Raw genomic sequence first — 18,391 nt, 5'->3', positions numbered from 1 at the left:
AGACGGAAAGACCCCGTGAACCTTTACTACAGCTTGGCACTGAACATTGAACCTACATGTGTAGGATAGGTGGGAGGCTTTGAAGGCGTGACGCCAGTTGCGCTGGAGCCGTCCTTGAAATACCACCCTTGTATGTTTGATGTTCTAACGCAGGGCCCTGAATCGGGCTCGCGGACAGTGCCTGGTGGGTAGTTTGACTGGGGCGGTCTCCTCCCAAAGAGTAACGGAGGAGCACGAAGGTTGGCTAATCCTGGTCGGACATCAGGAGGTTAGTGCAATGGCATAAGCCAGCTTAACTGCGAGACGGACAGGTCGAGCAGGTACGAAAGTAGGTCATAGTGATCCGGTGGTTCTGAATGGAAGGGCCATCGCTCAACGGATAAAAGGTACTCCGGGGATAACAGGCTGATACCGCCCAAGAGTTCATATCGACGGCGGTGTTTGGCACCTCGATGTCGGCTCATCACATCCTGGGGCTGAAGTCGGTCCCAAGGGTATGGCTGTTCGCCATTTAAAGTGGTACGCGAGCTGGGTTCAGAACGTCGTGAGACAGTTCGGTCCCTATCTGCCGTGGGCGTTGGATGATTGAAGGGAGTTGCTCCTAGTACGAGAGGACCGGAGTGAACGAACCTCTGGTGTTCGGGTTGTCACGCCAGTGGCACTGCCCGGTAGCTAAGTTCGGAATCGATAACCGCTGAAAGCATCTAAGCGGGAAGCGAGCCCTGAGATGAGTCATCCCTGACCCCTTGAGGGTCCTAAAGGGCCGTTGGAGACCACAACGTTGATAGGCGGGGTGTGTAAGTGCAGCGATGCATTGAGCTAACCCGTACTAATTACCCGTGAGGCTTAACCATACAACACCCAAGAAGTGTTCTAAGGCTTGTAGCAAATAGAACGAACTACTCAAATTCAGTGATAGTGACAAGGCAAACTAGCCAAGTTGTTATTCACGTCAGCTTTCTAGATTAAGATTTTGCCTGGCGGCCATAGCGCCGTGGAACCACCTGATCCCATGCCGAACTCAGAAGTGAAACGCGGTAGCGCCGATGGTAGTGTGGCATTCGCCATGCGAGAGTAGGACACTGCCAGGCACCAAATTTAAGAACCCCGCTCATCGAGCGGGGTTTTTTGTTGCATGCAATTTATTAAATCGTCTGATAATTGTCCCGTTTTATTCCTCTCCCTTTGAATGCCTAGTCTTCCCCGTCGGTTTTACTCATAAAAAACGGTCACAACAGCGTAAAATGGTGCTTTATTTCGTCGGAGATAGCCCATGTTTTGTCCAAAATGCGGCGGTCAAACCCTGCAGAGCGTCAGCCCTAAAGAGTTTCGCTGTGGCTGCGGTTTTCATTTTTTCCAAAATGTGGCGACGGCTGTGATGGTGGCGCTTTGCTGGCAGGACGAGGTGCTGGTTGCGGTGCGTGCCCGTAATCCTGGCAAGGGGTTGCTGGATCTGCCGGGCGGATTTGTCGATCCCGGCGAGTCGCTGGAGGGGGCGCTGGTGCGGGAATTGCAGGAGGAGCTGGGGCTCAATGTCAGCGCCCAACCTTTTACCTATCTTGGTTCATACCCCAATATCTATCCCTACGACAGTATCACCTACCACACCTGTGACACCTTCTTCGCCATCAGGCTGAGTGAAAAACCGGTCATCCAGCCAGCTGATGATGTGGCCGCCTGTCAGTGGCTGAAGATCAGCGATATTCCCTTGTCCCGCTTTGCTTTCCAATCGACGCGCACCGCGGTGGCGCGGCTGCAGCAATCCTCTTTGCAAGCCTGATCCCTGCTGATGACGATGGGGATTGGCAGCGACCATCCCTGTCTCATCCTTGTCCGCTTTTGTCCCGCAGACGCCATTCGTCAGACGGTGAGTGGTATAGTCAGCAGTGGATCCGGATTCAAGGAGCATATCGTGAAGAAGATAGTTCTCATCTTGCTCGGCATCGCCGTGGCGGCCTTGCTGGCCATAGTGACGCTGATAAGCCTTATCGACCCCAATCAATTCAAGCCCCAACTGGCTGAACAGGTGCGCAAGAGCACAGGCCGGGAGCTGGTGATGGCGGGGGAGATTGACTGGCGTTTCTGGCCGAGTCTCGGCCTCTCGCTGGAGAAGGTCGCTCTGCGCAATCCGGCCGGTTTTGCCGAACCGGATCTGGTTCGTTTCGAGCAGGGCGAGGCCTCGGTGGCCCTGTTGCCGCTGCTCTCCCATCGTATGGAGATCGGCAAGGTGACCCTGAGTGGCGCCCATCTCTTTATCCAGACCAAGGCGGATGGCAGCTCCAATCTGAGCGGACTGATCAAAGATGCCGCTGCTGATGCAAGCGAACCGGTCGTCCCCGCAACCCCTGCGCCAACCGCTGATAGCAAGCCCTGGCAGATCAGCTTGCAGGGGGTCGCGCTCTCCCAGGCCAGTGCGCTGGTACAGGATGATCGCAGCGGCACGTCGCTGCGACTGGATCGCCTCGATCTCGATATGGGGCAGCTGGCCACCGGTCAGTGGGTACCCGTGACGCTGGACGCTAAGGGGAGTGCCGACAAGCTCGCTTTCGATGTTAAAGGGCAGACCCAAATCAAGCTGGCGCAGGAGGTGATGGCCAGTGAACTGAAAGACTTGAGCCTTAGTGGCAGTCTGAGTGACCCATCCCTGCGACTCGACAGTTTCTCCATCAAGGGAGACCGATTGGCCCTTGGTGAGTGGAGCAACCTCACGTTGGCGCTGAAGGGTGCCAAGGTAGAGGGGCAGCAAGCTTCACTGGCTGGCTCGCTGGAAGGAACACTCAAGGGAAGGCTCGATAAAGAGATGAAGCTGGCCGAGCTCTCCGATATGGTGCTGACGGCTGCGCTGGAAGGTGATGCGCTGCCACGCCCGCAGATGAAGCTGAAACTGGCCGGCTTTGCCCGCGCCGAGATCGACAAGCAGTTGATTACCCTGAGCAAGCTGGTGATGAGTGCCGATGAGACGCTGCTGAGTGGTGATGGAACCGTGCAGCTTGGCGCTGTTCCCTCGATCAGCTTCGATCTCAAGGGGGAGAAGCTGGATCTCGACAAATGGCTCGCCAAATCGGCACCGACCACAACCGCACAGGCGAAAGAGGACAAACCGGCGGCCGGTGCTTCCAGTGCCGCTGCAAGTGACAATAAAGCGGTAACCGGCAAGAGCGAAGCCCTCTCCGCGGTTGAACCGGATCTGGGTGCGCTCAAAGGTGTGGATCTGGATGGTCGGTTGCAACTTGGCAGCCTGCGCCTGAAAGGGCTGGATCTTGGCGCAGTCGATCTGCAGGTGGCTCTGGCCAAGGGACTGCTGACGCTCAAACAGTTCAGCGCGACCGTGGCAGGCGGTCAGGTAAACGCGAACGGGGTACTCGACGCACGCCAGCAGCCCGCCACCTACAAGGTGCACAAGCAGGTGACTGGGGTGAACATTCGTCCCTTGCTGCAGACTCTGGCCCAGAGCGATCTGCTGGAGGGAAAGGGCGATCTCGATGTGCAGGTGCAGGGGCGTGGTCTCTCCGTGCTGGCACTGCGCAACGGGATGCAGGGCAAGGTGACCTTGAAGCTGAGCGACGGCGCCCTGCATGGCATCAACCTGCCGGAGATGATCCGCGAGGCGCGGGCCACCCTCACCGGCAAGGGGGCCGAGCAGGTGAAGGAGGTGCGCAAGACCGACTTCAGCGCCCTGACCGCCAGCTTCCAGATTGCCGATGGCGTCGCCCGCAGCAACGACATCCAGCTCTTTGCCCCGGCCTTGCGGGTCAAGGGGGAGGGGCAGACTGCGCTGGTGACGGAAAGCCTCGACTTCCTGTTCCTTACCTCCATCGTCGAGAGCAGCAAGGGGCAGGGAGGGAAGGATGTGGATGAGCTCAAGGAGATCACCATTCCGGTGCGGATCGGCGGTCACTGGCAAGCCCCCAGCTACCAGCTCGACGTGAAGGCGCTGCTCAGCAACAACAAGTTGTTGGAGGATAAAGCCCGCAAGGAGGCCGAACGCGGCCTCAAGAAGCTGCTGGGGGACAAGGCCGACAATGAAGCCGTCAAAGGGGTGGCTGACCAGCTGCTCAAGGGCTTGTTCAAATAGCCCCAGCCTTTCGTTTTATCCCCATGCAGAGCCCGCCCCGTGCGGGCTCTTTCTTATTGTGGAGACCGTTCTGTGAGTGTCGTATCGGACTAGGCATTGGCCTGGCAACTCTATAGGGAAGGGCCCGCCCGAATTGCTTCAGGCGGGCCCTTTTTCATTGCCGCTGGCGGGAATTACTCCCCCAGCAGGGTTTGCCAGACGCCGAGGACATGGCTGCGCTCACTCTGCAGCTGATCGTCGCTCACCTTGCGGGAGATCTCCGAGAGATTGAGGCGATGGCCGAGGTTACGGATCTCCAGATAGGCCTGTTTCAGCCCCTCTGCCTGCTCCAGGGTCAGCACCCCCGCCATGACGCACTCATCGAAGATGCGCACGTTATCGGACCAGCAGGTGAGGGCATCGGGCTCGCCGCAGGCGTGGGCCAGCACCAGATACTGGGCGATAAACTCGATATCCACCATGCCGCCGGGGGATTGCTTGAGGTCGAACTCGCCAGCCCCCGCCTTGAGCAGGTGATCCCGCATCTTGTGGCGCATCTCGCGCACCTCGCGGGCCAGGGTCGGCAGCTCCCGCTCCTTGGCCAGCACATCGCGGCGGATGCGGGCAAACTCGGCAACGATGGCGTCATCGCCATAGATGGGGCGGGCCCGCACCAGCGCCTGATGCTCCCAGGTCCACGCCTCGTTTTGCTGATACTGCTCATAAGCCAAGAGGGACGAGACCAGCAGGCCGGAGTCGCCGGAGGGACGCAGCCGCATGTCTATTTCGTAGAGGATGCCGGACGGGGTGCGGGTGCTGAACAGGTGCAGGATCCGCTGGGCGAGGCGCAGGTAGAACTGGCGGCTGTCGATGGGCTTGCGACCATCTGTGTAGCTGTTGGGATCGCCACCGTGCAGGAACACCAGATCCAGATCCGAGCCGTAGCCGAGCTCGATGCCGCCCAGCTTGCCGTAGGCCACTACCGCAAAGCCGCGCTGGCCGCTGGTTGCCACCTCGGGCGGCACCCCGTAGCGCTCGCTCATTTGGGCCCAGGCCTGATTGACCACCTCTTCGGTGATCGCCTCCGCCAGCCAGGTTAGGTGGTCGCTCACCTTCATCAGCGGCAGGGCGCCGGCGATGTCGGCCGCCACGATGCGCAGCAGCTGCACCTGCTTGAACTGGCGCAGCGCCTCCATCTGCTGCTCCACGTCTTCCTCGGGGATGCGCAGCAGGAACTGGCGCAACTGGGGCTTGTACTGATCGAGCGGGGTGGGGTGGTAGAGGTGCTGGGGATCGAGCAGCTCATCCAGCAGGATGGGGTAGCGGGCCAGCTGTTCACTCACCAGATGGCTGGCGTCGCACAGCCGTACCAGCTGGCGCAGGGCGCCCGGGTTTTCCGCCAGCAGTTGCAGATAGGCGCTGCGGGTGAAGATGCGGGTCAGCAGCTCGCATACCCGCTCGAACAGGCAGGCGGGTTGCTCACTGGCGACCACCAGCCGCAGCAGCTCCGGCATCAGCCAGTCCAGTGCGATGCGCCCCTGCGGCCCCACCTGACGGCGCTTGTACTCCTCCTTGAAGCGCAGCAGGGCAGCGCAGAGCGGAGCGGGCTCGACGACCCCTTGAGCAGTCAGCAATTTTTCCAGCTCGGCTGCGTCGAGCTCGGTGCGCCAGAGATCGAGCCAGAGCTGCTCCAGATGGGCGGGTGCCTCTTTCTCTTCCCCCACCACGGCGGCGAACTCCTGATGGACGGCGGCCATCTCCTCATCGAGATGAGCCATAAAGGCGCCCCAGTCAGCAAAACCCAGAGCCGCGATCAGCCGCTGGCGATCCCGCTCCTCGGTGGGCAGGGTCTGGGTCTGCTGATCGCCGATCTCCTGCAAGATGTTCTCGACCCGACGCAGGAAGCGATAGGCCTGCAGCAGGCGATCGCAATGGGCAGATTCGAGGGCGCCACATTGGGCGATGGCGGCCAGCGCCTCCGGCAGGTGGCGCACCCGCAGCGCCGGTTCACGACCGCCGCGAATAAGTTGCAGCGCCTGGGCGATAAACTCCACCTCGCGAATGCCGCCAGCCCCCAGCTTGATGTTGCCCTCCAGCCCCTTGCGGCGCACCTCGGCGGCGATCATCGCCTTCATCTGGCGCAGGCCGTCGATAACGCCGAAGTCGATATAGCGGCGAAACACGAAGGGGCGCAGCATTTCGGCGAGCTCCACTGCGTGCTCGCATTGGGGGCCCAGCACCCGCGCCTTGACCATGGCGTAGCGCTCCCAGTTGCGGCCGTGGTGCTGGTAATAATCCTCCATGGCGGCGAAGGAGATGGCGAGCGGGCCCGCATCGCCAAAGGGGCGTAAGCGCATATCGACCCGGAACACCTGACCATCCTGGGTGGGCTGGTGGAGGGCGTTGATGATGCGCTGGCCCAGCTTGATAAAAAACTGCTGGTTGGCGAGCTCGCGTCGCCCGCCAACCGTGTAGCCGTTCTCGGGGAAGGTGAAGATAAGGTCGATATCCGAGGAGAAGTTGAGCTCGCCACCACCCAGCTTGCCCATACCGAGAATGAGCAGCGGCTGCGGGTTGCCATTGCCGTCCATCGGGGTGCCCAGCTCGCCACACTGTTTGGCGTAGAGCCAGTCGCGGGCAGAGCAGATCAGGGCATCCGCCAGTTTGGTGAGGTGGATAAAGCTCTCTTCCACTTCAGAGTGGCCCAGCAGTTCGCGCCAGGCGATCACCAGCATGCGGCTGCGGCGGAACTGGCGCAGGATACGCTTGAGCGCTTCTTCATCGCTTACCTCGGCGAGCAGGGCGGTCAGATCGCGTTGGTAGGCGGGCCAGCGTTCGGCCTGATCCAGTTCTCCGGAGGCGAGCAGCTCGGTCAGCAACTCCGGCTGTTTGAAGAGGGAGTCGGCGACAAAATCGGAGAGGCCAAGCAGGGTCAGCAGGGGCTGGCGAACGGGCTCGGGCTGGTTGCCATAGTCGGGGGCCAGTTCGATCAGCCGTTGCCATTGGCGCTCGGCCTGTTCTTGCAGCAGGGGGGAGAGGGCAGAGAAAGAGGGAGAGTGCTGGGCCACGGTTGCCGTCCTTGTGGTTCACGACAGCTGGTTAACGACACGGGGTTAACAACGCTGCCGGTTCAAAATGGTGGTTGCCAATCTAGCACTGTCAGGCCCCCGCGTCACAGCGCAGGGGCGAGAAGCATGATCCGGCAAATAAAAATGGGCTCCTTGTCGGGAGCCCATCGGATTGCGCTGGTCATTATCAGTGGCTATCGACCCAGACGAACTTGAGCACGAACAGCAGGGCCACCACCAGCACGCAGGGGTTGATCTCGCGCCAGCGGCCGGTGCCCGCCTTCATCACGCAGTAGGAGATAAAGCCCACGGCGATCCCCTCGGTGATGGAGAAGCTGAACGGCATCATGACGGCGGTCATAAAGGCCGGTACTGCTTCGGTCAGATCTTCCCATTTCACCCGGGTCAGCTCGGAGCACATCAGCACGCCCACATAGATAAGGGCGCCAGCGGCGGCATAGGCCGGCACCATGGCGGCGACCGGAGAGAAGAAGATAGCCAGCAGGAACAGCAGGCCGACCACGATGGCGGTCAGACCGGTACGGCCGCCGACGGCGACGCCGGAGCTGCTCTCGATAAAGGCGGTAACCGAGGAGGTGCCCATGAAAGCTCCGCCTACGGAGCTGACGCTATCGACCATCAGCGCCTGTTTCATGCGCGGGAAGTGGCCCTTGTCATCGGCCAGCTTGGCGCGGTTGGTGACGCCGATCAGGGTGCCGGAAGAGTCAAACAGGTTGACCAGCATAAAGGAGAAGATGATGCCGGCCAGGCTGATGTCGAGCGAACCCATCAGATCCAGCTGGCCGAACACTGGCTCGATGCTGGGGGGCATGGAGACGAAGCCCTTGAAGGTGACATCGCCAAACAGCCAGCCCAGACCCGTGGTGACCACGATGGCGATCAGCACGGCGGAATGAACGCCGCGGGCGGAGAAGATGCAGATCAGGAAGAAACCGAGCAGACCCAGCAGGCAGGGCAGGGAGGTGAGATTGCCCACGGTCACCATGGTCGCGGGGCTGGCCACAACGATCCCGGCGTTGTGCAGGCCGAGCAGGGCGATCAGCAGACCGATACCGGCGGTGATGCCAACCCGCAGGGTGAGCGGAATGTTGCCGATCAGCCAGTAGCGCACCCGCAGCAGGGTGAGGATCAACAGACCCATGGCACCCCAGAAGATGGTGCCCATGCCCACTTGCCAGGAGTAACCCATGCCGGCGACCACCACGAAGGCGAAGAAGGCGTTGAGGCCCATGGCGGGGGCCAGCGCGATCGGCAGGTTGGCCAACAGGCCCATCAGGATGCTGCCGATACCGGCGATGAGGCAGGTGGTGACGAACACGGCCTGGGTGTCCATGCCCGCAGCAGAGAGGATCTGCGGGTTGACGAACACGATGTAGACCATGGTCAGGAAGGTGGTGATACCTGCGATCACTTCGGTGCGGGCGGTAGTGCCATGGCCTTGCAGGGCAAACAGGCGCTCAAGCAATCCTTGCCCGGCGGCCTGATTGGCAGCTTGGTGTTGTTGATTCATGTTGGATTCCAATAGGTGACGTGAAATAAGCAGCAGGGGAACGGGCTATCCCATCCATGCGGGGTAAATTGCCCTGTTTCTGGCGGTTAAGTAACCAGACTCGTCCTGATACCGTGACGGCGCGCACATTTTTACACAGGCGGCGCCGTTTACAAACCCCGGATCTGCGAAGCAGATCAATGAATAGAGTAAAAATTCAAACGTTTGCTTTTTGAGCATGAAAAAAGGTTCTCAGCAGAGAACCTTTTATCGAAAATTGGAGGCTTAAAGGGTTTTGAAGTAGCGCTCGACCAGCTGGGCCAGCACCGAGTCGAGCCGGTCTTGCACTTCACCCAGTTCACGGCCGAAGCGGCGCAGAAACAGGCTTGCCTGCTCTTCGGTCAGCTTGCGCCCCTCGATAAAGAACTCTTGCTCCGGCAGCTGCTTGTCATAGCGGGGGATCAGCACCCAGCTCACCAGCTCGGGCTCCACGGCGGCAAAAATCTTGGCAGCAGCGGCACAGAAGGTCTCTATATGTGTCTTGCCATCCGGCCCGAGACAACCCGGTTCAACCCGGATCTGGATGGTGAGTTTTTTCTCTATGGGGGTCGTCATCGTGCTACATCCATGCAAAGGCATCCGTCTAGGATTGTAAGCCAAAAGACAACAGAAAGGGGAGCCGGAGCTCCCCTCAACACGCAGTCAGCCTTATTTGGCGATGCGCTTGTACTTGGCGCGATGGGGCTGGATCGCCTCGGCGCCGTAGGTCTTCTTCTTCCACTCTTCGTATTCGGTAAAGTTACCTTCGAAGAACTCGATCTTGCCCTCATCCTGATAGTCCAGGATGTGAGTGGCGATACGGTCGAGGAACCAGCGGTCGTGGGAGATGACCATGGCACAACCCGGGAACTCCAGCAGGGCGTTCTCGAGGGCGCGCAGGGTTTCGATATCCAGATCGTTGGTCGGTTCATCCAGCAGCAGCACGTTGCCGCCGGTCTGCAGCAGCTTGGCCAGGTGCAGACGACCGCGCTCACCACCGGAGAGTTCGCCAACCCGCTTCTGCTGGTCGGAACCCTTGAAGTTGAAGCGGCCGATATAGGCGCGGCTCGGGAACTCGTAGTTGCCGATGCGCAGGATATCCTGACCGTCAGCGACCTCTTCGAAGACCGTCTTCTTGTCATCCATGCTGTCGCGGAACTGATCGACAGAGGCCAGCACCACGGTTTCACCCAGGGTGATGGCGCCGGAATCCGGCTGCTCCTGACCCGACATCATGCGGAACAGGGTCGACTTACCGGCACCGTTCGGGCCGATGATGCCGACGATGGCACCCTTCGGAATGGCAAACGACAGATCGTCGATCAGCACCCGATCACCGTAGGATTTGCGCAGGTTGGCCACTTCCACCACCTTGTCGCCGAGGCGCGGTCCGGGCGGAATGAACAGCTCGTTGGTCTCGTTGCGCTTCTGGTAGTCGTTGGTGTTGAGCTCTTCGAAGCGAGCCATACGGGCCTTGGACTTGGCCTGACGCCCTTTCGGGTTTTGACGAACCCACTCCAGCTCTTTCTCGATGGACTTGCGACGGGCCGCCTCGGAACTGGCTTCCTGCGCCAGACGGGCGTCCTTCTGCTCCAGCCAGGAGGAGTAGTTGCCTTCCCACGGGATACCCTCGCCGCGGTCCAGCTCCAGGATCCAGCCTGCCACATTGTCGAGGAAGTAACGGTCGTGGGTGATGGCCACAACAGTGCCTTCATAGTCGTGCAGGAAGCGCTCCAGCCAGGCCACGGATTCCGCATCCAGGTGGTTGGTCGGTTCGTCCAGCAGCAGCATGTCCGGCTTTTCCAGCAGCAGACGGCAGAGCGCCACACGGCGGCGCTCACCACCGGAGAGGTGTTTGATCTTGGCATCCCAGGCCGGCAGGCGCAGGGCATCGGCCGCGCGCTCCAGCTGGTTTTCCATGTTGTGGCCGCCCTGGGCCTGGATGATGGCTTCCAGCTCGCCCTGTTCGCGGGCCAGCTTGTCAAAGTCGGCATCCGGGTCGGCGTAGGCCGCATAGACCTCGTCTAGGCGGGCCATGGCGCGTTTCACCTCGCCAACGGCCTCTTCGACCGCTTCGCGTACGGTCTGCTCCGGCTCCAGCTTCGGCTCCTGCGGCAGGTAGCCGATCTTGATGCCGGGCTGTGGACGGGCTTCCCCTTCGATCTCGGTGTCGATGCCCGCCATGATGCGCAGCAGAGTCGATTTACCGGCGCCGTTCAGACCCAGCACGCCGATCTTGGCGCCCGGGAAGAAGCTCAAGGAGATGTTCTTGAGAATATGACGCTTGGGCGGCACTACCTTGCCGACCCGGTTCATGGTGTAAATAAATTGAGCCATTGGCTAATTCTCTTCCTTTTCAGCAGGTTAATGTCTTGGCATTAACAGACTGATGTCGTGGTGGGGCCAGGTCGACACAGGTCAACCCGGTTCCAAAAAACGTTCCGATTGTAAACCAATGGGCAAGGGGGGGCAAAGATGGGGGGGGGGAAGATAGGCCGCCTGTCATGACGGCCTCTTATAGGGCCTTATGCCTTGTGGAAACTGTTGATCAGCGCGTTTGCGTAATCAATGACAAATTGCTGGCAGTGGATGGCAGTCTGCGGGTCAAACTCTTCACCGTGGAGATCGGTATTGGAGAGTACCCGGATGCCGACAAAGGGTACCTTGTAGGCCTCAGCCACTAGGGCGGCGGAGGAGGTTTCCATCTCTTCCGCGGCGGTCTGGTAGGTCTGATGCAGCCAGTTGATGCGCGCTACCTGTCGGTTCCACTCATCGGCGGTGCCAATGATGCCGCCTACTACTCGGCCGTGGCGATAGCGATCGGCCATACCGAGGGCGCGGCCAATCAGCTCGGGATCGCCAGCGAACGAGCTGTGCTCCACCAGCTTGCCGTTATCGCGCAGACGCATGGTGACCTCGAAGTTGTGCCATTTGCTCGGATCGACGCCTTGCTCGGCGGGCATCAGGTCACTGCGATAGGCTCCCATGTTGAAGCTCTTGGTGCCGATAACGATATCGCCCCGGTGCAGTGCCGGATCATGGCCTCCTGCCGTACCCTGATTGATGATGAGACGCGGCTTGAAACGCTCAATCGCCAACGTGGTGGCGGCAGCGGCATTGGCCAGACCCACCTCGGTGCGGGAGATGACCACCGGATAGTCCGAGATAGTACCCTGCCAGTATGTCCAGGCCCCCACAGTCAGCTCCGTCTTGTCTTTCAGTGCGGCAACGAGAGTTTCGACTTCGACGTCCATCGCCCCCTGGATCAGGATGGGGGCCGGGGTGGCCGCCATCACGCTGGAGGAGAGGAGGGCAAAGAGGGTGAGCAGGCGCGAACAGCGTTTGATGATATTCATGGGATACCTGTAGGGCTGGCGAGAAAGCGCCGGATCCTACCGAAAGGAAAACGGTTGCGCAACGTTGGTGCGTGTTTTGTCAGTAACGGACATGCTGATGAATGGCCTCAGGGCTGCTTGTGGCCAGCGAAGTAGAGCACCCGTTTTACATACTCCTGTGTTTCGTCATAGGGTGGGATCCCGCCATAGCGTTCCACCGCTTTTTCCCCGGCATTGTAGGCCGCCGAGATCAGTACCCAGTCGCCATCGAAGCGGCGATCCAGCCACTTGAGATAACTGACGCCTCCCTTGATGTTCTGTGCCGGATCAAAGGGGTGAGTGACACCAAACCGCTGCTGGGTTTCGGGGATCAGCTGCATCAGCCCCTGAGCATTCTTGGGTGAAACGGCACGGCTGTTGAGATTGGATTCGGCGATGGCAATCGCCAGCACCAGCCGGGCATCCACCTTATGGTGTTTGGCGGCGTGGCGCAGCATGGTGACCAGTTCTTGCTTGGCAGGAGGCTGGCGGGCCACCCAGGTGTCGACATTGAAGGGGGTGGAAGGGAGCCCGGCCAGATAGCCACCCTGACCGCCACGGATCCCGATGCCGCACTGATCACCCATGGGGGCATTGCCGATGCGAGCGTTGTAGTAGCGGGCAGCCTGCCGGTTACCAAGGCGCATTGCCATGGCGAGGTAGCTGTTGGCCAGCTTGGCGCTGCGCACTGAGGCTGGGCCGGTGGCGAGCAGGCGGCCGATTCGGAAATATCCCTCTGGGTTGCCAGTGCTGGCGGCGACACAGTAGAGGGTGATGGCCTTTTGCAGATTGCCGTGTTGCTGGGCCACTTGACCCTGCTTGATCGCCGTCAGCGCCTTGGGGGCCTGTCTGAAATCCCTGCCTTGTGCCATCGCCCGCGGCGTACCTGCCAGTAACAACGACAAAAAAAGCAGCAAAAACAGTCCGTTTTCGCTGATGTGCCTCATGGGTTATCTCCTGTTTGAGTACAGAAGATATAGAGGAACATGGCTGCTATCGCCACGAACCCAGTGGATCCTGTTGTTATAGCCGGTTGATTTCAGAGAGCAAAACGGTATGGAACTAACGGCATCTCGACAGTTTCACACCATTTTTCATCCGGTTAGAAGTCGTGGTGATACTCCTGCTCATCCAGCACCGTGGGAGGAAGCGTGCGATAGAAGCTGCCAATTTCGCTGACAACCCAGAGCGAAAGCAGGGCCAGCAGGCTGAGCAGGGGAAGCAGAGAGTGGCTCTGGGTCAGGGCATAGGCCGCAATGGCGGTACCGGTCAAAAGCAGGGTTCGGATCATGAGGTGGCTCCTTGTCGTCATGGGGGTGTTGCGTGGCCACGGACAGAGCGCCTGGGGTCGGGAGTTGTTCCCGGGTGGCACGAAGCGCGCTGAGTATATCGCGTCATGCCGTTGCCGATCCGTGGTGTCATCACACTTTCCATAGTCATGGGGTTCGTATCGAGTTGGGCCCCGCCAGATACGGGGCCAGTAATGGTTTGACGGTCAGAAGAAACCGCCGTTGTTATCGTCACTGTCGGCCCAGCCGCTACTCTGGCTATCGTCGTCGAGAAAACTGCTGCCAACATCGGGAGGTGAATCCCAGCCGTCCCAGCGTACCGGTTCCGCATCGACCGGATTGGCGATGGGCGCTGGCTCTATGATGTCGATGATCTCCTCGGGCCGGTTGCTGTGAAACAGTCCGCCGATCATGTCGGCCAGCATCACGCCACCGGCAACCCCGGCTGCGGTTTGCAGGGCGCCCCCTAAAAAGGAGCTGGCACGGGACGCGGGCTGGGCAGGCGCGGTTGCCGGTGGCGGCGTAAAGCGCGGGGGCGTGCTGCTCTCGCTACCAAACAGGCCGGAGAGAAAACTGCCGCCGCTCGAACTGTTCTGGCTGGCCTCCAGCTCCTTGACTCGATCGTTGAGGCGGGTAAGGGCTGCCTGCTGGATCAGCAGCGCCTGGGCCATGTAGTAGGGGGCATCGGGCTGCTGGGCCAGATGCTGGCGGATCAGCTGATCCGCTTGTGGGTCTCGTTTGCTATCCCTGACTTGCGCTTGCTTGAGGCGGTCGAACAGTCCATCGATCAGACCCTGTTCCTGTGATTGCATCTCAAATCCTCGCTATGGTGCGCAGACAGTGCGTTCAGCCATCCTAAAACCCGCGGGGCATCAGTGGTATCTGATTAACTCATCAATGACCGAGAGGCTGCCCGTGCTCGTCAGCGGACGGGCCGGTAGTAGTCGAGATACCAGCGGACAAACTCGGCAACACCTTGCTTGAGGGGCGTGGCGGGGCGCAGGCCGGTGAGGGTGTGCAGCGGCTCGCTGTCGGCCCAGGTGGCGTGCATGTCGCCTGCCTGCATCGGCTGCATCCGCTTGATGGCGGGCTTGCCGATGGCCTCTTCCAGCGCCTCGATAAAATCGAGCAGCCGCACCGGCTGGCCGTTGCCGATATTGAGGATGCGGTAGGGGGCGGCGCTCTCGGCCGCGCTCTGCTCGCTGGCATGCCAATCGGGATTGGGGCGGGGCGGCTGGTCGGCCACGGTGAGGATCCCCGCGACGATGTCGTCTATGTAGGTGAAGTCGCGGCTGAGATCGCCGTGGTTGTATACGTCGATAGGCTCGCCCGCGAGGATGGCGCGGGTGAACTTGATGATGGCCATGTCAGGCCGGCCCCAGGGGCCGTAGACGGTAAAGAAGCGCAGCCCTGTGGTGGGCAGGCCATAGAGCGCCGAATAGGCGTGGGCCATCAGCTCGCCGCTCTTTTTGGTCGCAGCGTAGAGGGAGACCGGGTGATCCACCTGCTGCGCGGTGGAGTAGGGCATCTGATCCCCCATGCCATAGACCGAGCTGGAGGAGGCGTAGATGAGGTGCTGAATCCCGTGGTGACGACACCCCTCCAGCACCGTCAGCATGCCGGTAAGGTTGCTGTCGGCATAGGCGAACGGATTGTCGATGGAGTAGCGCACCCCCGCCTGTGCCCCCAGATGGATCACCCGCTCGAAACCGTGGCTGGCAAAGAGGGCCGCCATGGCTTCACGATCCGCCAGATCCAGCCGCTCGAAGCGAAAATTGGGGAAACTGGCCAGTTGGGCCAGCCGTGCCTCTTTCAGAATCACCTCGTAGTAGTCGTTAAGGTTATCGATCCCCACCACCCGATGGCCTGCGGCGCACAGCTTGCTGGCCACATGAAAACCGATAAAACCGGCGACGCCGGTGACCAGATACGTCATGGTTGGGGTCCTGTGCAGATCATGGGGCTCCTTACGGTGATGGGAAAAGGGGGCTGCGCGCTTTGTAGCAGAGCCGGCGCGTTTGTGCCATGGCAAACCGCCTCTGACGGCGCGGCATGCTGCATCTTGGTGCAGCGAGTGTCAATGCCAGATGACAGGCACCAGAATGGGGCGTTCAGCCTGACTGTTGTGATCCTTTTCACAAAAAATAGACTGGACCCCATAACGAAGCCCTGTGGACAGGGCTCGCAGCCCGCCCGCAACGGCAGGCGACAGACACTCTCTCTTTACTTCGCTTGGATACAGGTTATGGACAACACCTCGATTCGCACTGCCCATCCTATTTATGAGGATGTGCTGGCCCTGCTGACGGCGGCCGGCTTTGTTTCCCTCGGCATCTTTCTGTTTCATCAGGTTGGCCTGCTTACCGGCGGCACCGCCGGGCTGGCGCTGCTGCTGCAAAAGGTGACCGGCATCAGCTTCGGCCTGCTGTTTTTCGGCATCAACCTGCCCTTCTATGCGCTGGCATGGCTGCGGATGGGGCCACGTTTTACCTTCAACACCTTTGTCTCGGTGGCGGCGGTCTCCTACATGACCGATCACCTCAACGGGGTGTTGCAGATCGGCAAGATAGAGCCCCTCTATGCGGCGCTGATCGGCGGCACCCTGATCGGCATGGGGCTGCTCATCATGTTTCGCCACAAGTCGAGTCTTGGGGGCTTCAACATTCTGGCGCTCTTTATTCAGGATCGCTTTGGCATCCGGGCGGGCAAGCTGCAGATGGGGCTCGATTGCGCCATTGTTGTCGCCTCGTTTTTCGTGGTGCAGCCCTGGATCCTGGCGCTCTCCATCGTGGCGGCGGTTATCTGTAATCTGGTGTTGACACTCAACCACAAGCCGGGCCGCTACCAGATTGCCTGACGAGCAGCGGCCGTGACGCGATAAGACAAGCGTGACCCGATAGCACGAGGCGGCCTGATGGCCGCCTCGTCTGTTTCTACCCTGGCGTTTGTTCGCTGCACCTAGCTTGCCTGCTCCAGCCTGCTGTCGCCGCTGATAGCGTGACTACCGACGGCGAGCGGGGTGTGACAGGCCACCTGATGATGGGCCTCATCGCACACCTCAAGCCTCGGCGCCTTGCTCTTGCACAGCTCGGTCGCATGGGGGCAGCGCTGGTGGAAGTGGCAGCCGCTTGGTGGCGAGATGGGGGAGGGCACATCGCCGGTCAGCAGAATGCGCTGGCTGCGCCTGCGCGGGTCCGGCACCGGAATGGCGGAGATCAGTGCCTGGGTATAGGGGTGACGTGGCGCCAGATAGAGCGACTGGGCATCCGCCAGCTCGACGATCCGTCCCAGATACATCACTGCAATCCGATCCGAGATGTGTTTGACCACCGACAGATCGTGGGCGATGAAGATGATGGAGAGATTCATCTCCCGCTGCAGGCTGAGCAGCAGGTTGACGATCTGCGACTGCACCGAGACATCGAGGGCCGAGACCGCCTCGTCGCACACCAGCAGCTTGGGCTTGAGGGCGATGGCGCGGGCGATGCCGATCCGCTGGCGCTGACCGCCGGAAAACTCGTGGGGGTAGCGATCCACCGCGCTGCCCGGCAGGCCCACTTTTGCCAGCAACTCCTGCACCCAGCCGCGGCGCTGCTCAGTGTTGCCTTTACCGTGGATGATAAAGGGCTCCTCCAAAATCTGGCCCACGGTGTGGCGGCTGTTGAGGGATTCTGCAGGATCCTGAAATACCATCTGCATCTCCTGACGCAGGGAGCGCATCTCCTTCGGGCTGAGGGCTGTGATATCGCGCCCCTCGAAGGTGATGGTGCCCGCGGTCGGCTCGAACAGCTTGAGCAGGCTGCGCCCGAGGGTGGACTTGCCGCAGCCTGACTCACCCACCAGCCCCAGCGTCTCCCCCTGTTTCAGGTCGAAGCTGATGCCATCCACCGCGTGAACCGTATATTGCTTGCGCAGGAACCCGCCTCCCAGCCGGAAGTGCTGCTTCAGATCCCTGACCGATAACAGAGTGCTCATACGGTCAACTCCTTCCAGTAGTGACAGGCGACATGGTGGCGCGGATTGAGTTGCTCCACCGCCGGAATGGCGCTGATGCAGAGATCGGTCGCATGGGGGCAGCGGTTGGAGAAGCGGCAGCCAGCGGGCATCTCGTGCAGAGCTGGCACCTGTCCCTTGATGGTCTTGAGCAGGCTCTTGGGCTCATCCTCAAGGCGCGGGATCGAGCTCATCAAGCCGTGGGTATAGGGGTGACGGGGGTGGTCAAACAGCTCGAACACGTCGGCCTGTTCTACCGCCCGCCCGGCATACATCACCACCACCTCGTCGCACAGCTCCGCCACTACCCCCAGATCGTGGGTAATAAAGATGATGGCCATCCCGGTCTGGGCCTGCAGCTCTTTCATCAGTTCGAGGATCTGGGCCTGAATGGTGACATCCAGCGCCGTGGTCGGCTCGTCGCAGATGAGCAGGTCTGGCTCGCAGGAGAGCGCCATGGCGATCATCACCCGTTGGCGCATACCGCCGGAGAGGTTGTGGGGATAGACCGCAAAGCGCTGGGCCGGTTCAGGGATCCCCACCTTCTGCAGCATGGCGATGGCCGCGGCTTTGCGCTGGGCCTTGTCATACTCCGGGCGGTGGAGGCGAAACACCTCCATCAGTTGCTCCCCCACCGTCTGCACCGGGTTGAGGGCAGTCATCGGCTCCTGAAAGATCATCGAGATGCGGTTGCCGCGCACCTTGTACATCTGATCCGGTGCAAGCGACAGCAGCTCCTCCCCCTGAAAGCGGATGGAACCGGCCACCACCTGACCGTGGGGTTTGGGCAAGAGCCCCATGATGGCGAGCGAGGTGACGCTCTTGCCACAGCCGGACTCGCCGACGATCCCCAGCGTCTGGCCCGGGGCCACCTTGAAGCTGACCCCGTCGAGCACCTTGATCTTGCCGTCGTCGACGGCAAACTCCACCTCGAGATCGCGTACTTCGAGGATTGGAGCTGGGTGCTGGCCGTTATCTGCGGCGAACTCCCCCCCGTTATCCGGTACGTCAAGGATGGGGACCTGAGTGTTGGGCATAACGGCTGCTCCCTTCGCAATGGCCTG

At 60.7% G+C, this 18,391-nt stretch carries 14 protein-coding genes and 2 rRNA genes (1 of these 16 only partly in view); 5 read left to right on the top strand and 11 right to left on the bottom strand.

What is annotated here, in order from left to right:
- The 4 genes from I6L44_RS12480 to I6L44_RS12465 all read left to right on the top strand — a co-directional run.
- Positions 1 to 854, top strand: a 23S ribosomal RNA gene (locus I6L44_RS12480); it begins 2,036 nt to the left of the window's first position.
- A 122-nt stretch (positions 855 to 976) separates the two neighbouring features.
- A 5S ribosomal RNA gene (gene rrf, locus I6L44_RS12475) occupies positions 977 to 1,091 on the top strand.
- Between the two features lie 182 nt (positions 1,092 to 1,273).
- The gene (locus I6L44_RS12470) at positions 1,274 to 1,780 is read left to right on the top strand and encodes an NUDIX domain-containing protein (RefSeq protein WP_216951993.1); all 507 of its coding nucleotides are present in this window, start codon (positions 1,274 to 1,276) and stop codon (positions 1,778 to 1,780) included.
- Positions 1,781 to 1,912: 132 nt separating this feature from the next.
- Positions 1,913 to 4,075, top strand: a complete 2,163-nt coding sequence (locus I6L44_RS12465) for an AsmA family protein (protein ID WP_216951992.1) — start codon at positions 1,913 to 1,915, stop codon at positions 4,073 to 4,075.
- Positions 4,076 to 4,248: 173 nt separating this feature from the next.
- Here the strand turns inward: I6L44_RS12465 and glnE are convergent, their stop codons facing one another.
- The 9 genes from glnE to I6L44_RS12420 form a co-directional block, all read right to left on the bottom strand.
- Positions 4,249 to 7,122 carry a bifunctional [glutamate--ammonia ligase]-adenylyl-L-tyrosine phosphorylase/[glutamate--ammonia-ligase] adenylyltransferase gene (glnE, locus tag I6L44_RS12460; RefSeq protein ID WP_216951991.1) on the bottom strand — a complete coding sequence of 958 codons (2,874 nt, stop codon included), beginning with the start codon at positions 7,120 to 7,122 and terminating at the stop codon, positions 4,249 to 4,251.
- A gap of 187 nt (positions 7,123 to 7,309) precedes the next feature.
- Entirely contained in the window at positions 7,310 to 8,653 is a 1,344-nt protein-coding gene (locus I6L44_RS12455) for an NCS2 family permease (RefSeq protein ID WP_005343409.1), read from the bottom strand.
- Between the two features lie 264 nt (positions 8,654 to 8,917).
- Complete coding sequence (locus I6L44_RS12450) at positions 8,918 to 9,247, bottom strand: hypothetical protein (RefSeq protein WP_216951990.1); 330 nt, start codon at positions 9,245 to 9,247, stop codon at positions 8,918 to 8,920.
- A gap of 93 nt (positions 9,248 to 9,340) precedes the next feature.
- Positions 9,341 to 11,008: an energy-dependent translational throttle protein EttA gene (gene ettA, locus I6L44_RS12445; protein WP_005338959.1), complete on the bottom strand. Its 1,668-nt coding sequence runs from the start codon at positions 11,006 to 11,008 to the stop codon at positions 9,341 to 9,343.
- A 188-nt stretch (positions 11,009 to 11,196) separates the two neighbouring features.
- A complete protein-coding gene (locus tag I6L44_RS12440; RefSeq protein ID WP_216951989.1) occupies positions 11,197 to 12,027 on the bottom strand; it encodes a 5'-methylthioadenosine nucleosidase in 831 nt (276 codons plus the stop codon).
- Between the two features lie 107 nt (positions 12,028 to 12,134).
- Positions 12,135 to 12,992, bottom strand: a complete 858-nt coding sequence (locus tag I6L44_RS12435) for a lytic transglycosylase domain-containing protein (protein WP_216951988.1) — start codon at positions 12,990 to 12,992, stop codon at positions 12,135 to 12,137.
- Positions 12,993 to 13,147: 155 nt separating this feature from the next.
- Entirely contained in the window at positions 13,148 to 13,336 is a 189-nt protein-coding gene (locus I6L44_RS12430) for a hypothetical protein (RefSeq protein WP_216951987.1), read from the bottom strand.
- Positions 13,337 to 13,540: 204 nt separating this feature from the next.
- Positions 13,541 to 14,146, bottom strand: coding sequence for a DUF2076 domain-containing protein (locus I6L44_RS12425; RefSeq protein WP_216951986.1), 606 nt, complete (start codon positions 14,144 to 14,146; stop codon positions 13,541 to 13,543).
- Between the two features lie 110 nt (positions 14,147 to 14,256).
- Positions 14,257 to 15,270 (bottom strand): NAD-dependent epimerase, encoded by a 1,014-nt coding sequence (locus tag I6L44_RS12420; protein WP_216951985.1) that lies wholly within the window; start codon positions 15,268 to 15,270, stop codon positions 14,257 to 14,259.
- Positions 15,271 to 15,579: 309 nt separating this feature from the next.
- Between I6L44_RS12420 and I6L44_RS12415 the strand changes: the two genes are divergently transcribed.
- Positions 15,580 to 16,191, top strand: a complete 612-nt coding sequence (locus tag I6L44_RS12415) for a YitT family protein (RefSeq protein WP_005349421.1) — start codon at positions 15,580 to 15,582, stop codon at positions 16,189 to 16,191.
- A 101-nt stretch (positions 16,192 to 16,292) separates the two neighbouring features.
- Here I6L44_RS12415 and I6L44_RS12410 read toward each other — a convergent pair whose 3' ends face one another.
- On the bottom strand, positions 16,293 to 17,309 hold the full coding sequence (locus I6L44_RS12410; protein ID WP_120414864.1) for an ABC transporter ATP-binding protein: 1,017 nt from the start codon (positions 17,307 to 17,309) through the stop codon (positions 16,293 to 16,295).
- The gene (locus tag I6L44_RS12405; protein WP_216951984.1) at positions 17,306 to 18,364 is read right to left on the bottom strand and encodes an ABC transporter ATP-binding protein; all 1,059 of its coding nucleotides are present in this window, start codon (positions 18,362 to 18,364) and stop codon (positions 17,306 to 17,308) included. The genes I6L44_RS12410 and I6L44_RS12405 overlap by 4 nt, the downstream gene beginning before the upstream one ends.
- Between the last annotated feature and the right edge of the window lie 27 nt (positions 18,365 to 18,391).

Source organism: Aeromonas sp. FDAARGOS 1414 (genome assembly GCF_019047065.1).
Lineage (GTDB): Bacteria > Pseudomonadota > Gammaproteobacteria > Enterobacterales > Aeromonadaceae > Aeromonas > Aeromonas veronii_A.
The sequence above is the reverse complement of the archived record's forward strand: the minus strand, read 5'-3'. Positions and strand labels throughout refer to the sequence as shown.